Origin of the sequence: Ornithinimicrobium flavum, assembly GCF_004526345.1 — a bacterium.
In the GTDB taxonomy this organism is placed as follows: Bacteria; Actinomycetota; Actinomycetes; order Actinomycetales; family Dermatophilaceae; genus Ornithinicoccus; species Ornithinicoccus flavus.
On record NZ_CP038213.1, the window covers coordinates 3,392,496 to 3,409,012 of the forward strand.

At 73.3% G+C, this 16,517-nt stretch carries 15 protein-coding genes and 1 pseudogene; 12 read left to right on the forward strand and 4 right to left on the reverse strand.

Annotation, left to right across the window (positions count from 1 at the left end; genetic code table 11):
- Positions 1–284: 284 nt before the first annotated feature.
- Positions 285–1,028: an esterase family protein gene (locus E3Z34_RS16095; RefSeq protein WP_134774416.1), complete on the reverse strand. Its 744-nt coding sequence runs from the start codon at positions 1,026–1,028 to the stop codon at positions 285–287.
- 485 nt (positions 1,029–1,513) lie between these two features.
- Here E3Z34_RS16095 and E3Z34_RS16100 point away from each other — a divergent pair, with 485 nt between their 5' ends.
- The 9 genes and pseudogenes from E3Z34_RS16100 to E3Z34_RS16135 all read left to right on the forward strand — a co-directional run bounded on the left by E3Z34_RS16100 (position 1,514) and on the right by E3Z34_RS16135 (position 9,470).
- Positions 1,514–2,800 carry a sensor histidine kinase gene (locus tag E3Z34_RS16100; RefSeq protein WP_134774417.1) on the forward strand — a complete coding sequence of 429 codons (1,287 nt, stop codon included), beginning with the start codon at positions 1,514–1,516 and terminating at the stop codon, positions 2,798–2,800.
- A 45-nt stretch (positions 2,801–2,845) separates the two neighbouring features.
- Positions 2,846–3,514, forward strand: a complete 669-nt coding sequence (locus E3Z34_RS16105; RefSeq protein WP_134774418.1) for a response regulator transcription factor — start codon at positions 2,846–2,848, stop codon at positions 3,512–3,514.
- A 217-nt stretch (positions 3,515–3,731) separates the two neighbouring features.
- Positions 3,732–4,463, forward strand: a complete 732-nt coding sequence (locus E3Z34_RS16110) for a 4-hydroxy-tetrahydrodipicolinate reductase (protein WP_158288718.1) — start codon at positions 3,732–3,734, stop codon at positions 4,461–4,463.
- The gene (gene dapA, locus E3Z34_RS16115; protein ID WP_134774420.1) at positions 4,460–5,473 is read left to right on the forward strand and encodes a 4-hydroxy-tetrahydrodipicolinate synthase; all 1,014 of its coding nucleotides are present in this window, start codon (positions 4,460–4,462) and stop codon (positions 5,471–5,473) included. Before E3Z34_RS16110 ends, dapA begins: the two co-directional genes overlap by 4 nt.
- Before the next feature lie 11 nt (positions 5,474–5,484).
- Positions 5,485–6,342 (forward strand): 2,3,4,5-tetrahydropyridine-2,6-dicarboxylate N-succinyltransferase, encoded by an 858-nt coding sequence (locus tag E3Z34_RS16120; RefSeq protein ID WP_134774421.1) that lies wholly within the window; start codon positions 5,485–5,487, stop codon positions 6,340–6,342.
- Entirely contained in the window at positions 6,339–7,580 is a 1,242-nt protein-coding gene (locus tag E3Z34_RS16125) for a pyridoxal phosphate-dependent aminotransferase (protein WP_134774422.1), read from the forward strand. Before E3Z34_RS16120 ends, E3Z34_RS16125 begins: the two co-directional genes overlap by 4 nt.
- A pseudogene (locus E3Z34_RS20380) lies at positions 7,577–8,119 on the forward strand (hypothetical protein); the annotation flags it as partial. The gene E3Z34_RS16125 and the pseudogene E3Z34_RS20380, both read left to right, overlap by 4 nt.
- 116 nt (positions 8,120–8,235) lie before the next feature.
- On the forward strand, positions 8,236–8,784 hold the full coding sequence (locus E3Z34_RS19595) for a type III PLP-dependent enzyme domain-containing protein (protein ID WP_158288719.1): 549 nt from the start codon (positions 8,236–8,238) through the stop codon (positions 8,782–8,784).
- Between the two features lie 35 nt (positions 8,785–8,819).
- Positions 8,820–9,470: a class I SAM-dependent methyltransferase gene (locus E3Z34_RS16135; protein WP_134774424.1), complete on the forward strand. Its 651-nt coding sequence runs from the start codon at positions 8,820–8,822 to the stop codon at positions 9,468–9,470.
- Positions 9,471–9,487: 17 nt separating this feature from the next.
- Here the strand turns inward: E3Z34_RS16135 and E3Z34_RS16140 are convergent, their stop codons facing one another.
- The 3 genes from E3Z34_RS16140 to E3Z34_RS16150 form a co-directional block, all read right to left on the reverse strand.
- Entirely contained in the window at positions 9,488–11,053 is a 1,566-nt protein-coding gene (locus E3Z34_RS16140) for a flotillin family protein (RefSeq protein ID WP_134774425.1), read from the reverse strand.
- Between the two features lie 133 nt (positions 11,054–11,186).
- On the reverse strand, positions 11,187–12,002 hold the full coding sequence (locus tag E3Z34_RS16145; protein ID WP_134774426.1) for an SDR family NAD(P)-dependent oxidoreductase: 816 nt from the start codon (positions 12,000–12,002) through the stop codon (positions 11,187–11,189).
- Between the two features lie 265 nt (positions 12,003–12,267).
- Positions 12,268–12,705: an Lrp/AsnC family transcriptional regulator gene (locus E3Z34_RS16150; protein WP_238695235.1), complete on the reverse strand. Its 438-nt coding sequence runs from the start codon at positions 12,703–12,705 to the stop codon at positions 12,268–12,270.
- Between the two features lie 157 nt (positions 12,706–12,862).
- On the opposite strand from E3Z34_RS16150, the gene E3Z34_RS16155 reads away from it, so the two are divergent.
- The 3 genes from E3Z34_RS16155 to E3Z34_RS16165 are packed head-to-tail and all read left to right on the forward strand — an operon-like array spanning position 12,863 to position 16,412.
- Positions 12,863–14,026 (forward strand): thiamine pyrophosphate-dependent dehydrogenase E1 component subunit alpha, encoded by a 1,164-nt coding sequence (locus E3Z34_RS16155; RefSeq protein ID WP_134774428.1) that lies wholly within the window; start codon positions 12,863–12,865, stop codon positions 14,024–14,026.
- Positions 14,023–15,054: an alpha-ketoacid dehydrogenase subunit beta gene (locus tag E3Z34_RS16160; protein WP_134774429.1), complete on the forward strand. Its 1,032-nt coding sequence runs from the start codon at positions 14,023–14,025 to the stop codon at positions 15,052–15,054. Before E3Z34_RS16155 ends, E3Z34_RS16160 begins: the two co-directional genes overlap by 4 nt.
- Complete coding sequence (locus tag E3Z34_RS16165; protein WP_134774430.1) at positions 15,051–16,412, forward strand: dihydrolipoamide acetyltransferase family protein; 1,362 nt, start codon at positions 15,051–15,053, stop codon at positions 16,410–16,412. Before E3Z34_RS16160 ends, E3Z34_RS16165 begins: the two co-directional genes overlap by 4 nt.
- The last annotated feature ends 105 nt before the right edge of the window (positions 16,413–16,517 follow it).

Here is a 16,517-nt window from a genome sequence, read left to right on the forward strand (position 1 = left end):
ACGGGCGGGTGCCTCGCAGGGTCACCCGTGTCCGTGGTCTCGCCTTGGCGAGGCCGCCAGAGGTCGTCGCGGAGGTCGGCGTGATGGCTCTCCGCGCGGGAACGAGAGCGGTGCCGTCGTGCGCAGGGGCGCGACGACGCAGGGAAACGTGGAGGAGAGGGGCGGACGGGATCGGGTGTGCTTCACGGGCGAGCACCCACGACCGCGACGCTAGACCCCGCCCGGGCCCGGCCCATCCGCCTGCAGGACATTTCCCGTGGCCGTCGCGGCAGGGGGGGCGTACCTCAGCAGAAGCGCGGCAGGTGGTGCGCCAACTGCTTGCGCCACCACGGCCAGTCGTGGGCGCTGTCGTAGCCCCAGAGGTCCAGCTCGTGCGGGATGCCCTTGTCGGCGAGGATGTGCGCCAGCCGCTGGGCTCCGGGGAGGGACTGGGTGGGGTGGACCTCGAACGCGCCCTGGCCCACGACGAGGACGATGCTGGCATGCTGGCGCACCCACTGCAGGTGGTCGCCCCCCATGCCGGCCACGTAGGCGGTGGGGTTGGCGAAATAGGTGGCCTCGCCGAACTCCCCCCAGCCGTGCCAGGAGGTGGGGTCGAAGTTGCCGGAGAGGCTGATAGCGACCGGGAAGAGGTCGGGGCGCTTGAGCCCGAAGTTGACGGCGTGGTAGCCACCCATGCTGCAGCCGGTCGTGATGATGCCGGAGTGCCCGGGGGAGTCGCGGTCGATGACCGGCACGATCGTGTCGAGGATCCAGCGCTCGTAGGTGGCGTGCCTGTGGGCCCGCTCCTCGGTCGGGAGACTGTTCTCGCTCCAGGACAGGTGGTCGAAGGAGTCGACGCAGTAGGCCTTGACCCGCCCCGCGTCGATGAGGGGTGCGATGGCCTGGATCATCCCGTTGTTCTCGAAGTCCCAGGCACGGCCGGCCTCGGAGGGGAAGACCAGGAGCGGACGGCCCCAGTGGCCGTAGCGGATGAGGCTCCCGCGGCCGACACCCTCGGTGTCCAGCTCGACCTGCTCGCGCTCCAACGTCTGCTCCTTCCGAGACCCGCGACGCGGGGGCGTCGACGGTGGGCCCAGCCTGCCACATACCCCGTCCCTGCCGTCGGTGCCACGACCTTCCCCACGGTCGCACGGCCGCTGGCCCATATCCCCCTCCAGGATGATGACCGCGCCCGCACGGCGGAGACAGACTGAGGCGTGCAGACGGCGCATCGGGCAGCTGGACGGCAGGGACGCCAGGGACACCAGCAGCCGAGGGCCGGGCGCGAGCTCGTCCCTGTCGCGGCAGGGGGCGGCAGGGACGAGCACCCGGCGCCGCGCCGTAGCTCTCCCCAGGTGTGCGTCGATGGTGGCGAAGGCCTGCCGGAGGAGGCAGGATTGTCTTGACGGGCCTGACCCCGTCCTCGACCTCGGGGCGCAGGAGGCAGGGAACGAGCGGCACAAGCCACGCTCCGCCCAGCCCTTGGCACCTGGGAGTCATCGGCCTGCTGGGCTGGCCTCGCGCCCGCCTGATGATCCACGTCGCCGCCGCGGTGCTCGCCGGGTCCCTGGACCTGGTCCTGACCGGCGTCGGTATGCAGTGGGGCACCCATGATCGCTGGACCGGCGACCGGGTCTCCCAGGTGGTCCCCGCCCTCGTCGTGGTGGGGATGGCGGCCCTGCTCCTCCTGCGGGCACGCAGACCCTTCCCGGTGCTGCTGGGGACGCTCGCGCTCTCGACGGGGCTCCTGCTGTGGATCGAGCTGGCCCAACCGATCTTCTGCGTACTGGTGGCCGTGTACACCGCCGCCGGGCGGTCGGGCCGGATGCTCGGCCTGCCGACCCTGGGACTGGCCCTCGTCTACGGACTCGTCATGGGCTGGGTGACACTGCGCTCGGAACCCGTCCTGAGCTCGGTGGACGTCGCCTTCGCCATCATCTTCTTCGGCCTCGTCCTCATCGCGCCGTGGGCCTTCGGCCGACTGGACGCCGTGCGCCTCGCCCGCACCGACACCCTCGCCGCCGAGGTGGAGCGGTCCGCGCAGGAGTCGGCGCACGCCGAGCGGGTCCGCATCGCCCGGGACCTGCACGACATCCTGGCCCACTCGGTGAGCGCGATGATGATGCAGGCGGCGGGGGCCCGCGCCCTGGCGACGTCGGTGACGCACGACCTTCCGGAGGATCCCCGGCTGTCCACGGTGATCAAGGCCCTGGGCAACATCGAGGGCACCGGTTCGCAGAGCCTGCGTGAGCTCAACCGGCTCCTCGGCGTCCTGCGACGGCCGGACGGCCTGGATGCCGAGGCGGAGGATCCCGCCCTCCTGCTCGCCCGCCTCCAGCCCGACCTGGATGATCTGGACCGGTTGCTGGAGACGCCCCGGCAGAGCGGGCTGGTGGTGCAGGTCCACCGCAGCGGGCACCGGGGGACGGTGGACCCGTCGGTGGGCGGCGCGGCCTACCGCGTCATCCAGGAGTCGCTCACCAACGCGCTCAAGCACGCCGGGCCGGGCGGGCTGGTCGACATCTACAAGACCTGGAGCGGGGAGACCCTTCAGGTCCAGGTCCGCAGCCGCGCCGGCCGGGAGAGCACGGACCGGCCTGCGGCGCCCAGCGGCGGGCACGGGCTGCTCGGGCTGCGCGAGCGGGTCGAGCTGGTCGGCGGCAGCTTCGAGGCCGGCCCGGCCGGTGACGAGTTCGTCGTCACCGCGACCCTGCCCGCGCACCCGCCTGCTGCCGGACCCTCCACGTCCACGCGCCGGCACCCGGACGACGACCCCGACGACCCACCCGACCCCGACGACCCGGAGGAGACACCGTGACCGTCTCACCCGGGATGCACGTGACCATCTCAGCAGGGAGACACCGTGACCATCCGCATCCTGATCGCCGACGACCAGCCCGAGGTCCGGGAGGGGATGTCCATGCTGCTGGACGCCGAGCCGGACCTGGAGTGCATCGCGGCGGTGGGTGACGGCACCGAGGCCGTCGCCGTGGCGTTGCGCGAACGCCCCGACGTGGTCCTCATGGACATCCGGATGCCGGGCATCGACGGCATCGAGGCCACGCGACGCATCACCCACGACACCGAGGGCGAGGATCATGCCGGGACGTCCGTCCTGGTCCTGACGACCTTCGACCAGGACGACATCCTCTACGGCGCGCTGCGGGCCGGGGCGTCCGGCTTCATGCTCAAGCAGGCAGCGCCCACGAGCCTGGCCGATGCCGTGCGACAGGTGGCCGAGGGCGGCTCGTGGATCGACCCCGGCGTGGCCGGCAAGGTCATCGACACGCTGCGCGAGACACTGCCGGTCGACGCCTCGGGCCGCCCCAGCCTGGACATGCTCTCCCGCCGCGAGCTCGAGGTGCTGGGGCACATGGCCGACGCCCCCAGCAACACCGAGCTGGCCCGGCGGCTCTTCGTGTCCGAGTCCACGATCAAGACGCACATCTCCCGTCTTCTGATGAAGACCGGCTCGCACGACCGCGCCCAGCTCGTCGCCCTCGCTTACCGCCCCGGCCTCGTCCGCCCCTAGTGCAACCGGACGCGCGTTCGTGACAGACCGGACGCGCGTTCGTGACAGGGTCGCGGAGACCCCGTCCTGACTTTTCCGACCCCGCCCGGACGTTGTCGTAGCCGGACCCACCCATCGACGGAACACCGTTCGGCGAACCGACCGAGGTGCGGGAAACCCTCTTTGACCTGCACAAACGTGGTCTTTGAAAGGCGCTGAGGGGCCTCATACTCGACAGGTGCCCCTCACCCTCGGACTACTCGGCCGCGGTCGTCTCGCCACGACGATCGGCGAGGTCGCCGCCCCCCGCGACGACGTCCGCGTGGCCTGGTCCGTGGGACGGGAGGGCACCGGAGCGGCCCTCGAGGCGGTCGACGTCGCCGTCGACGTCAGTGCTGCCGAGGCCGTGGCCGGCCACCTCGCCTGGGCCCGCACCACCGGCACCCCCCTCGTGATCGGCACGACCGGCTGGGACACCGACCTCCTCGCGGGCCTCGGGCCCGAGCAGCGGGTGCTCGTCGCCCCCAACTTCTCCCTCGGCCTCGCCCTGGTGCTCCGGCTGGCCCGCGTGCTGGGCGGGTATGCCGTCTCCGGCCTGGTCGCCGACGAGGTCGACCTCGCCGTGACCGACACCCACCACCGGCACAAGGTCGACGCCCCCAGCGGCACCGCCCTGGTCCTGCGGGACGCCCTCGCCGCCGGGGCGGGACGTGACCGATCGACCGTCCAGACCACGAGCCTGCGCCTCGGCGGCGTCGTCGGGGAGCACGAGGTGGTCGCCGCCTCCGCCCTGGAGACCCTCACCGTGCGGCATACCGCGCACCGGCGTGACCTCTTCGCCACCGGCGCCGTGACGGCCGCGCGCTGGCTCGCGGGCCGCACCACCCCCGGCCTCACCACCCTCGACGACCTCGCCGAGGACCACCTGCGCCGTCTGCTCGACGGCCCGACCGAAGAAGGACCCAGATGACCACCATCCCGACCCCCACCCCGTTCACCGGTCTCGGCGTCGCCCTGGCGACCCCGTTCACGACCGGCACCGACGCGGTCGGGGGCGGACGAAAGCCGGCGGTCGACCACGAGGCCTTCGGACGCCTGGTCGCCCACGTGCTCGCCGACGGGGACGGCGTGGACTGGCTGGTGGTGCTCGGCTCCACCGGTGAGGCCGCGACGGTCGACGACGTCGAGCGGCACGCGCTGGTGCGCCAGGCGGTGGAGGTGGCGGGCCGCGCGCCCCGGCCCGTCCCCGTCGTCGTCGGCGTGGGGCACAACGACACCGGGCGAACCTGCGAGCTCGCCGCCCAGGCCGCCGCCGCCGGCGCGGACGGGCTGCTCGTGGTGACCCCCTACTACAACAAGCCCCAGGTCAGCGGACTGGTGGCGCACTACCGCGCCGTCGCCGAGGCGGCACCGGGGCTGCCGATCATCGCCTACAACGTGCCGGGGCGGACGGGCTGCAACCTCACCACCGAGGCCATGCGCAGCATCTGGGGTGTGGAGCAGGTCGTCGCGCTCAAGGAGAGCTCGGGGGATCTGCGCCAGATCGCCCGGACCTGCCAGCAGGCTCCTCCCGGACGCGTCGTCCTCGCCGGGGACGACGACCTGGCCCTCGCCTCGATCGCGGTCGGCGCCCGCGGGCTGGTGTCGGTGTGCGCCAACGTGGCCCCGGTCGAGACGCGGCGGCTCGTCCACGCGGCGCTGGAGGGTGACCTCGACCGCGCCCGGGAGGCCTCCGCCCTGCTGTCTCCGCTGATGGACGCCCTGTTCGCCGAGACCAACCCCGTCCCGGTCAAGGCGGCCCTGGCCTGCCTGGGCCTGTCGACCGGGATGGTCCGCCTCCCCCTGTCGCCCGCCGAGCCCCGGACGTGGACGTGCGTGCAGCAGGCGCTGGCCGGCCTGCAGGCCGCCCGGCGGGCGACCACGCCTGACCTCACCGCCGTCCGCGCCGTGCCGCGCGACGCCGGCGCGCTGGCGTCGTGAGGGGCGCCGGTATGCCGAGCACCTCGCCCCGTCACGGATCCACCACCCGCCCGGTCGACGTCGACGCGCTGGAGGCCTTCTTCAGCCCCGGAGGTGGTGCGGACCGCCTCGACGACCGGGAGGTCGCCGGCCACGTCGAGGCCCTGCTTGACGCTCTCGAGGAGGGCTCGGTCCGCGCCGCAGCGCGCGACGCCGCCGGTGACTGGCAGGCCCACGCCTGGGTGAAGCGCGGGATCCTCGCGGCGTTCCGGGTCAGTGGGACCGTCGAGCTGGACTGGCCGGGCGGGGCGGTCGACCGCTCCCTCGTGCCGGCCCGCCGGATGGGCCTGGCCGACGGGGTCCGCGTCGTGCCCGGCGGCACCTCCGTCCGGCGCGGGGCCCACCTGGCCCGGGGCACCGTCGTCATGCCACCCAGCTACGTCAACGTCGGGGCGCACGTCGGCGCCGGGTCGATGGTCGACAGCCACGTCCTGGTCGGCAGCTGCGCCCAGGTCGGCGAGGGCGTGCACCTGTCGGCCGCCGTGCAGCTCGGCGGGGTGCTCGAGCCTGTCGGCGCGCGGCCGGTCGTCGTGGAGGACCGGGTCTTCGTCGGTGCGCAGTGCGGGCTCTTCGAGGGCGTGGTGGTCCGGGCCGACGCGGTGCTGGCCCCCGGGGTCGTCCTCACGGCCGGCACGACGGTCCACGACCTGGTCCACGAGCGGGAGCTGCGGGGCGAGGTGCCCGAGGGTGCCGTGGTCGTACCCGGCTCCCGCCCCGCCCGCGGCCGGTGGGCGGGTGAGCGGGGCCTGGCCCTCTACGCGCCCGTCATCGTCAAGTACCGCGACGCCTCCACCGACGCCGCCACCGTCCTCGAGGAGTCGTTGCGGTGAGCCCCGCCAGCAGGGTGGCGGGCCTGGGCCTGTCACCCATCCGCCGCATGGCGGTGGGCGCCCCACCCGGGACGGTCAGCCTGGGTCTCGGCGAGCCCGGGTGGCCGCTGCCACAGGTCGCCCGGGACGCCCTGACCGCGGCCGGTGGCGACGAGGGGCCACTTCCCTACGGCCCCAACGCAGGTCGCCCGCACCTCGTCGAGGCCGTCGCCGCCCATCACGGCAGGACCGCGCGTCCGGTCCGTCAGGAACGCGCGTCCGGTCTGTCAGGAACGCGCGTCCGGTCGGAGGAGGTCATGATGACGGCGGGCAGCCAGGCGGCGCTGTTCGCGCTCTACCAGACCCACGTCGAGCCCGGCAGCACGGTCCTCGTGCCCGACCCCGGCTTCGTCTCCTACGTCTCCCTCGCCCGGTTGTGCGGCGCGGACCCGGTCGGCTACCCCCTCGCGCCCGGGGGCCACCTCGACGCCGACGCGCTCGTCGGGACGCTGGCCGCGCACCCGCGGACCTCGCTGGTCGTCCTGTGCCACCCGGCCAACCCGACCGGGGGCATGGCGACCGCCCCCGCCCTGGTCCAGGTCGCCGAGGCCTGCGCGCGCCGTGGCGTGCTCCTCATCAGTGACGAGGTCTACCGCGACCTCTGGGTGGACGAGGCGCCGCCGTCGCTGCACGACGTGGCCGGCATCGACGCCGGGATCGTGCTCGGGTCGACGAGCAAGGCCTTCGGGGCGCCCGGGCTGAGGGTCGGCTGGGCCGTGGGCGCGCCCGAGGTGCTCGCCACCGCCCGCATCGTGCACAACGCCATGACCACCGCCCCCGCGCAGCCCTCGCAGCGGGCGGCCCTGGCGCTGCTCGACGCCGCGGACGAGGTGCTGGCGCAGGCACGGCAGCACGTGCGCGACCGGTGGGAGCTGGTGGCCGCCGAGGCGCCGGAGCTGCTCCGGCACGCGGGCGACCCGCGAGGGGCGGGTCGCCCGGGGCGAGCGGGCATCTACCTGTGGCTCCCGGTCCCCGACGGTGCCCTGGACAGCGGTCCCGATGGCGCCCCCGACGACCGCGCCCTTGACGACCCGACGCTCTCCTTCGCCCTCCGTCTGCGGGACGAGGGCGGCGTGACGACGGTGCCCGGCAGCGCCTTCGGGGCGCGCGGGGCCGGGCACCTGCGGGTCAGCCTCGGCGGCCCGCTCGACGAGCTCGAGGAAGGACTGCGCCGTCTGGCGCCCTGGTGGAAGGCATGATCTTGACCGCTGCGACGACCGACCTGTTCACCTTCGACGGAGCCACGCTGGAGGAGCTGGCGAGCACCCGCGCCACCCCGTTCTTCGCCTACGACCTGGGGTTCGCCCGCGAGCGCTTCGACCGGCTGAGGGCCGCCCTCCCGGGTCGGGTCCGCCTGGCGTACGCCGTGAAGTCCAACCCCGGGCTGCCGTTGCTGGAGACGTTCGCCGCGCGGGGTGCGTGGTTCGACTGCGCGAGCGCGGGCGAGGTCTCCACCGTGCTGGCCGCGGGCGGGACGGGCTCCGGGATGGTCTTCGCCGGTCCCGCGAAGTCCGAGCGTGACCTGCAGGCGGCCCTCTTCGCCGGGGCCCGCGTCCAGGTCGACGGCATCGAGGACGTGGCGCGGCTGCACGTGCTCCACGAGGGTGGGCGGCCCCTGCCCGTGAGCGTGCGGGTCAACCCTGCCTCGGGGGTGTCGGAGGCGGCGACGATCATCGGTGGCGGAGGGCCGAGCGCGTTCGGGGTGGACGAGGAGGTTGTCGAGGAGTTCCTGCGGGAGGCCGCGCGCTACCACCGCGTCCGGATCACCGGGGTGCAGGTCTTCGCGGCCAGCAACGAGCTCGACGCCGGCCGCCTGCTCGCCAACCACCGACCACCCTGCGCATCGCCGAGCGGGTGCAGGAGCTTCTCGGCCACCCGCTCGACCTGGTCGACCTCGGGGGCGGGCTCGGCGTCCGGTATGCCGTCGCCGAGCCCTCCCTCGACGTCCGCGCCCTGGGGGCGGGGCTCGGACGGGTGCTGGAGGAGAACCCGTGGTTCACCGGTGAGCTGCTGCTCGAGCCGGGCCGGTGGCTCTCCGCCCCCACGGGGGTCTACTGCGCGCGCGTGGTGCGCACCAAGGACTCGCGCGGGGAGCGGTTCGTCCTGCTCGAGGGCGGGATCAACCACCTCCTGCGCCCGCTGCTCACCGGGCAGTCGTTCCCGACGTTGGCGCTGCGTCCCGGCGTCGGTGTGCTCGACGACACGACCGGAGGCCCCACTGTCCCGACGACCCTGGCCGGCCCCCTGTGCACCTCGCTCGACCGGGTCGGCAGTGGCGACCTGCCGGAGGACCTGCGACCCGGCGACGTCGTGGTCTTCGGCCAGGCCGGCGCCTACGCCTCCACCCAGGCGATGACCCACTTCCTCTCCCACCCGGCGCCCGAGCAGGTCTGGCTGGGCTGACGGCATACCCGTGGGACCGGTGACAGGCTGGGGCCATGGGACAACCGGAGGACGTGGTCCGCAGGGCCTACGACACGGTGGCCGACGACTACACCCGGCTGCTGCCGGACACGCGCGCGGAGCACGCCGAGGACCTCGGCATGCTCGACGCGTTCGCCCGGCTCGTGCGCGACGCCGGGGAGGTGCTGGACGCCGGCTGCGGCGGCGGCCGGATGAGTCGTTACCTGACCGGGCGGGGCTGCTCGGTCCGAGGCGTCGACCTGTCCCCCGGCATGGTCGCCGCCGGCCTGCGCGCCCATCCTGATCTCGATCTGACCGTCGCCTCACTCGCCGACCTCCCGTTCCGGGACGGCACCTTCGCGGGTGCGCTGGCCTGGTACTCCACCATCCACACCCCGGACGACCAGCTGCCGGACGTCCTGACCGAGCTCGTCCGAGTGGTCCGTCCCGGTGGGCGTCTGCTCGTCGGGTTTCAGGCCGGGACCGGCACGGTGGACCTCGCCGAGTCCTACGGGCGTCACGGTCACGACGTGGTGCTCAGTCGGTACCTGCGGGACCCCGACCGGATGTCCTCCCTGCTCGCCTCCGCAGGCGCCGACGAGGAGAGCCGTCTGGTGCGCCGCCCCGGACAGGAGTGGGAGTCCGAGGACCAGGCGGTGATCCTCGGCCGTCGCCGCCCGGCCTGACCCGACCGGTGCTGGCCTCACGACTCCTGTCCGCGGTCCTCGCCCGCAGCACCGTCCGCCCCGCCGCCCGAGACGCTGACCGGCTCGGCCGACCCGCCGCTGCGTCCCTGCACCAGCTCGATCAGGTCGATCCCGGTCTGGGCCTTGAGCAGCGTGGACAGCTCCTGCACCCCACCGGCGACCTGGTTGGAGAGCTTCGAGGCGCCCTCGCTGTCGATGATGGTGATGCCGTCGATGCCGCTGATGGCGTCGGCGTAGGGCTGGGCCATCTTCGGCAGGGCATCCAGGACCATCTGGAGGCGGGCCGACTCCGGGAAGGACAGGTAGGCGTCGGCCTCGGCCTTGATGGCCGCACCCCGCGCCTCACCCTTGGCCTGCTCGGCGGCCGCCTCGGCCTCGCCGCGTGCCCGGACACCGTCGGCCTCGGCGCGGGCCTGGGCGAGGGCACCCTCGGCCTGGCGCTGACGCTGCACGAGGTCCGCCTCGGCGCGCTCGCGCAGGGCCGTGGCCTCCGCCTTGGCCTGCGCAGTCGTGCGCTGCGCCTCGGCCTCGGCCTTGCGGATCGCCGAGGTCTTGGCCGCCTCGGCCTCCTGCTCGGCGGCGTACTTGCGGGCCTCGGCCTCCTGGGCGGCCTCGTACTTGCGGGCCTCGGCGGGCTTGCGCACCTCGGTCTGCAGCTCCTGCTCGCGCAGCGCGGCCCGGCGCTGGGCCACCAGCTCCTGCTGCTCGAGGACCGCCTGCTGGGCCTCGGCCTCGGCGCGCTCCCGGGAGGCCTGCGCCTCGGCCTCGGCGGTGGCCGTCTCCTTGGCGATCTGGGCGTTGCGCAGCGCCAGCGCCTTGTTGGACTCGGCGATCTGCACGGCGGCCTCGTTGGAGCGCTCCGTGCTCTCTCGGCTCGCCTGGGCCTCGGCGATCTCGGCGTCGCGCGCCACGGCCGCGGCGCGCGGCCGGCCGAGGTTGCGGATGTAGTTGCCGCTGTCCTCGACGGTCTGGATCTCGAAGTTCTCCAGGATCAGACCCCGCTCGGCGAGCATCGGGACCGCGATGTCCTTGACCTCCTTGGAGAAGTCCTGGCGTTCGTAGAGGATCGACTCGACGGTCAGCGTGCCGGCGATCGTCCGCAGCACACCGACGAGGACCTCGCTGGTCTGCTGCTCGATGACCTGCTCCTGGCTGCGGCCGGCGAAGCGCTGGGCCGCGGCCCGCACCATGCGCTCGGTGCCGCCGACCTTGACCACGGCGATGCTGCGCAGCGTGACCCCGACACCGCTCTTGGTGGTCGCGTCCTCGGCCGTCACCGGAAAGCTCTGGGAGGCCAGCGACAGGCGCGCGACCTGCTCGAAGATCGGCTTGACGAAGGTGCCGCCCCCGATGACGACGCGCTGGCCGGAAAGGTCGGTGCTCTCCTCGCCGGTCTCCGGGTTGATGACCGGCTTCCCGCTCTTGCGCCCGGTGATGATGAGCGCCTCGTCGGGTGAGGCGATCTTGAACCGGACCTTGGCGTAGATGAAGGCGACGATGGCCAGGACCAGCAGGCCCAGGACGATCGCGGCGGTGATGATGACGGGGCGGGCGAGATCCATCGGGTCTCCTCGGCAGAGATGTCGGGGAGGGAGAGCGGCCTGGCCCGCCACCTCCCTCAGCGGCGGGGCCGCACGGCGAGCACGTGCAACCCTACCCGGGCCCCCACCCGACCTGCGGCGACGGCCTCCCTGCTCAGCCGAGCAGGTCCGCCATCTTCTTGGCGATGAAGTCGGTCGCCCGCTGCGGCGCCAGGCGGACCATCCGGTCCAGCATCGCAGCGTCCTTGCCCAGGGTCACCCGGAACTCACCCTTCTCGACGGCCTGCTCGATGATCGTGGCCGCAGCCTCGGGCGCCGGCGTGGTCCGGCGGGCCGCCTCCTCCGCGGAGATCTCCCGCTTGCCCGCACCCGGCACGTCGACGCCGGAGTTGGTGGTGATGTCGGTGCCGATCGCCCCGGGGAAGACGATGGTCACCCGCACCGCCGTCTCCCGCAGCTCGGAGTAGAGGCCCTCGGTGAGCAGCTTGACGGCCGCCTTGCTCGCGCCGTAGAGCGTCTGCCCGGGGACGGGCAAGAAGCCGCCCATGCTGGAGACGTTGACGATGCTGGCCTCGGGCCGGGTGAGCAGCGCGGGGAGGAAGGTCTTGGTCGTGTGGATCGTGCCCCACAGGTTGACCGACAGGACCCGCTCCATCTCCGCGTAGGACAGCTCGGAGAACGGCACGAACCTCTGGATGATCCCGGCGACGTTGAGCAGACCGTCGACGTGACCGTGCCGCGCGAGCACCTCGTCCGCCAGCGCCTCCACAGCAGCGCGGTCGCTGATGTCGCAGGTGTGCAGCGTGAGCCGGTCCCCCGCCGAGGCGAGGGTCGCCGTCTGCTCCAGCGACTCTGTCCGCAGGTCGACGGCGGCCACTGTGGCCCCGCGCTGCAGCAGCCCCAGCACGACCTCCCGCCCGATCCCGTTCCCGCCTCCGGTGACGACGAAGACCTTGTCGGCGACCTGCATACCCGTCTCCTCTGCTCGTGCCTCGCGGCACCTCCCACCTTACTCCGACGTCGTGTAGGACACCGAGGGGTCCTCCCTCCCTTGTCGCCTGCGCACGTGACATTGGTCCGTGTCCCGACCCAACGGGTCGGCTGGGTCATGGGGTGAACCAGAAGGTCGGCTGGGTCGTGCAGTCGGCCAGTGTCACCTCCCTCGCCGCAGCCCTGACGCGGGTGTGGCCGGCGACCGGTATGCGGTCAGGCGGCGACGGGGGTCGCCCGCCCGGTCAGCCGGTCGCCCACTCGTCGAAGATCAGCCAGGTGCGCGTCGCCCGGACCCCGGGCACCGCCTGGATCTGCCCCAGGACGACGTCCCGCAGCTCGTGGTTGTCGTGGGCCCGCACCTGCACGAGGATGTCGAACTCCGCACCCACGAGCGCCACCCGCTCCACCCCGGGGATCGCCGACAGGTCCGTCGCCACCCGTCGCCAGGTGTCCTGCTCGATGCTCACCGACACGAAGGCCGCCGTCGCCAGGCCCATCCGGTCCGGGTCCACCGTCACGGTGAACCCGGTGATGACCCCCTCCCGTTGCAGACGGTCCAGCCGGGCGTAGGCGTTGGCCCGGGAGATGTGGGTCGCCTCGGCGAGCGCCCGCACCGAGAGCCGGCCGTCGGACCGGAGGGCCTCGATGATCGCCCGGTCGGTCTCGTCGGTGGCAGCCACCTGTCTCCCCGGCGGGGGTGTGGGGCGGGTCACACTGGTCGGATTGCCGTCGTTCACCCCCTGATCGTGCCAGACGTCTTGACCTTCCCGCGGGAGTTCGTCCTTCGGTCCGGCCTGCGCGACGATATGGGCAACGAACGTCTGTGAGGACTCGATGATGAGCGACATCTCCACCCTGCTCCCCTGCCCGGAGCCCGTGCGCTTCCTGGCGCCTGACGGCACCCGCGCCGAAATGAGCACCGAGACGGCCGCCGCCCTGGAGGCACGCGGCTACACCATGCCCTCGGACGAGGACCTGCTCGCCGTCTGGCGCGGCATGGTGATCGGCCGCCGGTTCGACGCCCAGGCGACCGCCCTGACCAAGCAGGGACGCCTGGCCGTCTACCCCAGCTCCCGCGGTCAGGACGCGTGCCAGGTCGCCCCGATGCTCGCCCTGGCCGAGCAGGACTGGGTCTTCCCCACCTACCGGGACTCGATGGCCCTGGTCTCCCGCGGGATCGACCCCGTCGAGGTGCTCACGCTGCTGCGGGGCGACTGGCACTGCGGCTACGACCCGGTCGCGACGCGCACCGCCGCCCAGTGCACCCCGCTGGCCACCCAGGCGGTCCACGCCGCCGGTGCCGGGGACGGCCTGCGCCGCAAGGGCAGCGACGGCATCGTCCTGTGCCTCATCGGCGACGGGGCGACCTCCGAGGGCGACTTCCACGAGGGGCTCAACTTCGCGGCCGTCTTCCACTCCCCCGTCGTCTACCTCGTGCAGAACAACAAGTACGCGATCTCCGTCCCGCTGGCCAAGCAGACCAAGGCACCCGCCCTGGCCTACAAGGGCATCGGCTATGGCGTGCGCAGCGAGCAGGTGGACGGCAACGACCCGGCCGCGGTCCTCGCGGTGATGCGCGCCGCATATCAGCACGCCCGGTCCGGAGGTGGGCCCGTCCTCGTGGAGGCCCACACCTACCGGATGGAGGCGCACACCAACGCCGACGACGCGACCCGCTACCGCACCCCCGCCGAGGTGGACGAGTGGACCGGCCAGGACCCGCTCGTGCGGCTCCAGGCCTACCTCGTCGGCCAGGGAGTCCTCGACGACGCCCGGATGGAGGAGGTGCGGCAGGAGGCGGAGGACTTCGCCGCCGCCCTGCGCGAGCGGATGAACGCCGAGCCCCAGGTCGACCCCATGTCGCTCTTCGAGCACGTGTATGCCGAGCCCACCCCGCAGCTGCGCGAGCAGCGCGAGATGGTACGCGCCGAGATCGCCGGTGCGGCCGGTGCCGCCCACCCCGTGCCCGCGCAGGACCCGAAGCAGGAGGCCACGCGATGAGCAAGCCCACCACCTACGCCCAGGCCCTCAACACCGCCCTGCGGGACGCCCTCACGCAGGACGAGTCGGTCCTCGTCTTCGGCGAGGACGTCGGGGCGCTGGGCGGCGTCTTCCGGATCACCGACGGCCTCACCCGCGACTTCGGGGAGGACCGCTGCTTCGACACCCCCCTGGCGGAGGCCGGGATCGCCGGGTTCGCCGTGGGGTTGTGCACCCAGGGCTTCCGGCCGGTCATCGAGATGCAGTTCGACGCCTTCGGCTACCCCGCCTTCGAGCAGGTCGTCTCACACGTGGCCAAGATGCGCAACCGCACGCAGGGCCGGATGCCGATGCCGATGGTCATCCGCTACCCCTACGCCGGCGGCATCGGCGGGGTCGAGCACCACTGCGACAGCTCGGAGGGCTACTACGTCCACACCCCCGGGCTGCACGTCGTCAGCCCCTCCACCCCCGCCGACGCCTACAGCCTGCTGCGGGAGGCGATCGCCTCCGACGACCCGGTCGTCTTCATGGAGCCCAAGTCGCTCTACTGGTCCAAGGCCGAGCTCGACCTGCCGGTGACCACCGAGCCGTTCGGCAAGGCCGCGGTGCGCCGCGAGGGCAGCGACGTCACGATCATCACCTACGGCCCGCAGGTCCCCAACGCGCTCAAGGCCGCCGAGATCGCGGCCGCCGAGGAGGACTGGAGCGTCGAGGTCGTCGACCTTCGCACGCTGGTCCCCTTCGACGACGAGACGGTCGCCGCCTCGGTGCGCAGGACCGGCCGGGCGGTCGTGCTCGCCGAGGCCCAGGGCTTCGCCGGGATGGGTGCCGAGATCGCCGCCCGCGTGACGGAGCGGTGCTTCCACTCGCTCGCGGCACCGGTGCTGCGGGTCAGCGGGCTGGACATGCCCTACCCACCGCCGATCCTCGAGCACACCTACCTCCCCGGGGTCGACCGGATCCTCGACACCATCGCGCGTCTGCAGTGGGACGACGAGCCCGACCTCACCCACGCCGGCAGCGACACCCGGGCGGTGTCCGCGTGAGCGCGGGCGTCCACGTCTTCCGCCTGCCCGACCTCGGCGAGGGCCTCACCGAGGCCGAGATCGTCTCCTGGCACGTCACCGTCGGGGACGAGGTGGGGATCGACCAGGAGGTCGTCACCGTCGAGACCGCCAAGGCCTCGGTCGACGTCCCCTGCCCGTATGCCGGTCGCGTCACCGCGCTCCACGCCGAGCCCGGCACCGTGCTGCCGGTCGGTGAGCCGCTCATCACCGTCGGAGGTGCTGACGGCTCCCGCCCCGCCGGGGGTGAGCAGTACCGGCAGGAGGAGCGCGCAGGCGCCGACCCCGACCAGCCCGAGCGTCCGCTCATCGGCTACGGCGCAGGCGACGGCCCGGCCCGTCGCTCCGGCGGCCGCCGTCGCCGCCCTACGCCACCGACCACCTCCAGTGGTGGCTCCAGCACCCCACCGGACACCTCCAGTGGTGGCTCCAGCACCCCACCGGCCACCTCCAGTGGTGAGCGGCGGGCTGTCCGCGTCATCTCGCCCCTGGTCCGCAGGCTGGCGCAGGAATGGGGGATCGACCTCACGGCTGTCCGGCCCGGGCCGACCGGGGTCATCCGGCGCGCGGACCTCGAGGCCGCCCGCAGCGCAGCACCACACCAGGTGGCCGGTGGGGTCGAAACGCCACCACAGCAGGTGGCCGGTGGCGGGCGCCGCATACCGATCCAGGGCGTGCACCGCCTCATGGTCGACCGCCTCTCCACCTCCCGCCGCGAGATCCCGGACGCCACGACCTGGGTGGACGTCGACGCCACCCGGCTCCTCAAGGCCCGCGACGCCCTGCGGCAGACCCGCCCCGAGGCAGGCATCGGCACCCTCGCCCTCCTGGCCCGGATCACCGTGGCCGGGCTGGCCGCATACCCCGCCCTGAACTCCTCGGTCGACCTCGAGGCCGGGGAGATCGTCGAGCACGAGGCCGTCCACCTCGGCTTCGCGGCCCAGAGCCCGCGCGGTCTGGTGGTGCCGGTGGTGCGCGACGCCTCCTCGATGAGCACCACCGAACTGGCCGCGGCGCTGCGCGAGCTGACCGAGAAGGCGCGGGAGGGCCGGCTGACGCCTGCCGAGCTGACCGGCGGCACCTTCACGCTCAACAACTACGGCGTCTTCGGCGTGGACGGGTCCACCCCGATCATCAACCACCCCGAGGCGGCCATGCTCGGCGTGGGCCGCATCGCCGACAAGCCGTGGGTCTACCGCGGCCGGCTCGCGGTGCGCAAGGTGACCCAGCTCAGCTTCACCTTCGACCACCGCGTCTGCGACGGCGGCACGGCCGGCGGCTTCCTGCGGTACGTGGCCGACTGCGTCGAACGGCCGAGCACCCTCTTGGCCGACCTGTAGCCACGCCCACCGATCCCCCTCCGGCGGCCACCCGGCCACCGGGGTCGTTCGGGTGGCCCCGGCCACCGCCCGGCCTCTAGTCTGCCCAGACCCGCCCGGAAGGCC

Coding starts and splice junctions, on each gene's coding strand:
- E3Z34_RS16100 (WP_134774417.1), top strand. CDS start 1,514: ATGATCCACGTCGCCGCCGCGGTGCTCGCCGGGTCCCTGGACCTGGTC.
- dapA (WP_134774420.1), top strand. CDS start 4,460: ATGACCACCATCCCGACCCCCACCCCGTTCACCGGTCTCGGCGTCGCC.
- E3Z34_RS16120 (WP_134774421.1), top strand. CDS start 5,485: ATGCCGAGCACCTCGCCCCGTCACGGATCCACCACCCGCCCGGTCGAC.
- E3Z34_RS16135 (WP_134774424.1), top strand. CDS start 8,820: ATGGGACAACCGGAGGACGTGGTCCGCAGGGCCTACGACACGGTGGCC.
- E3Z34_RS16140 (WP_134774425.1), bottom strand. CDS start 11,053: ATGGATCTCGCCCGCCCCGTCATCATCACCGCCGCGATCGTCCTGGGC.
- E3Z34_RS16145 (WP_134774426.1), bottom strand. CDS start 12,002: ATGCAGGTCGCCGACAAGGTCTTCGTCGTCACCGGAGGCGGGAACGGG.
- E3Z34_RS16155 (WP_134774428.1), top strand. CDS start 12,863: ATGAGCGACATCTCCACCCTGCTCCCCTGCCCGGAGCCCGTGCGCTTC.
- E3Z34_RS16160 (WP_134774429.1), top strand. CDS start 14,023: ATGAGCAAGCCCACCACCTACGCCCAGGCCCTCAACACCGCCCTGCGG.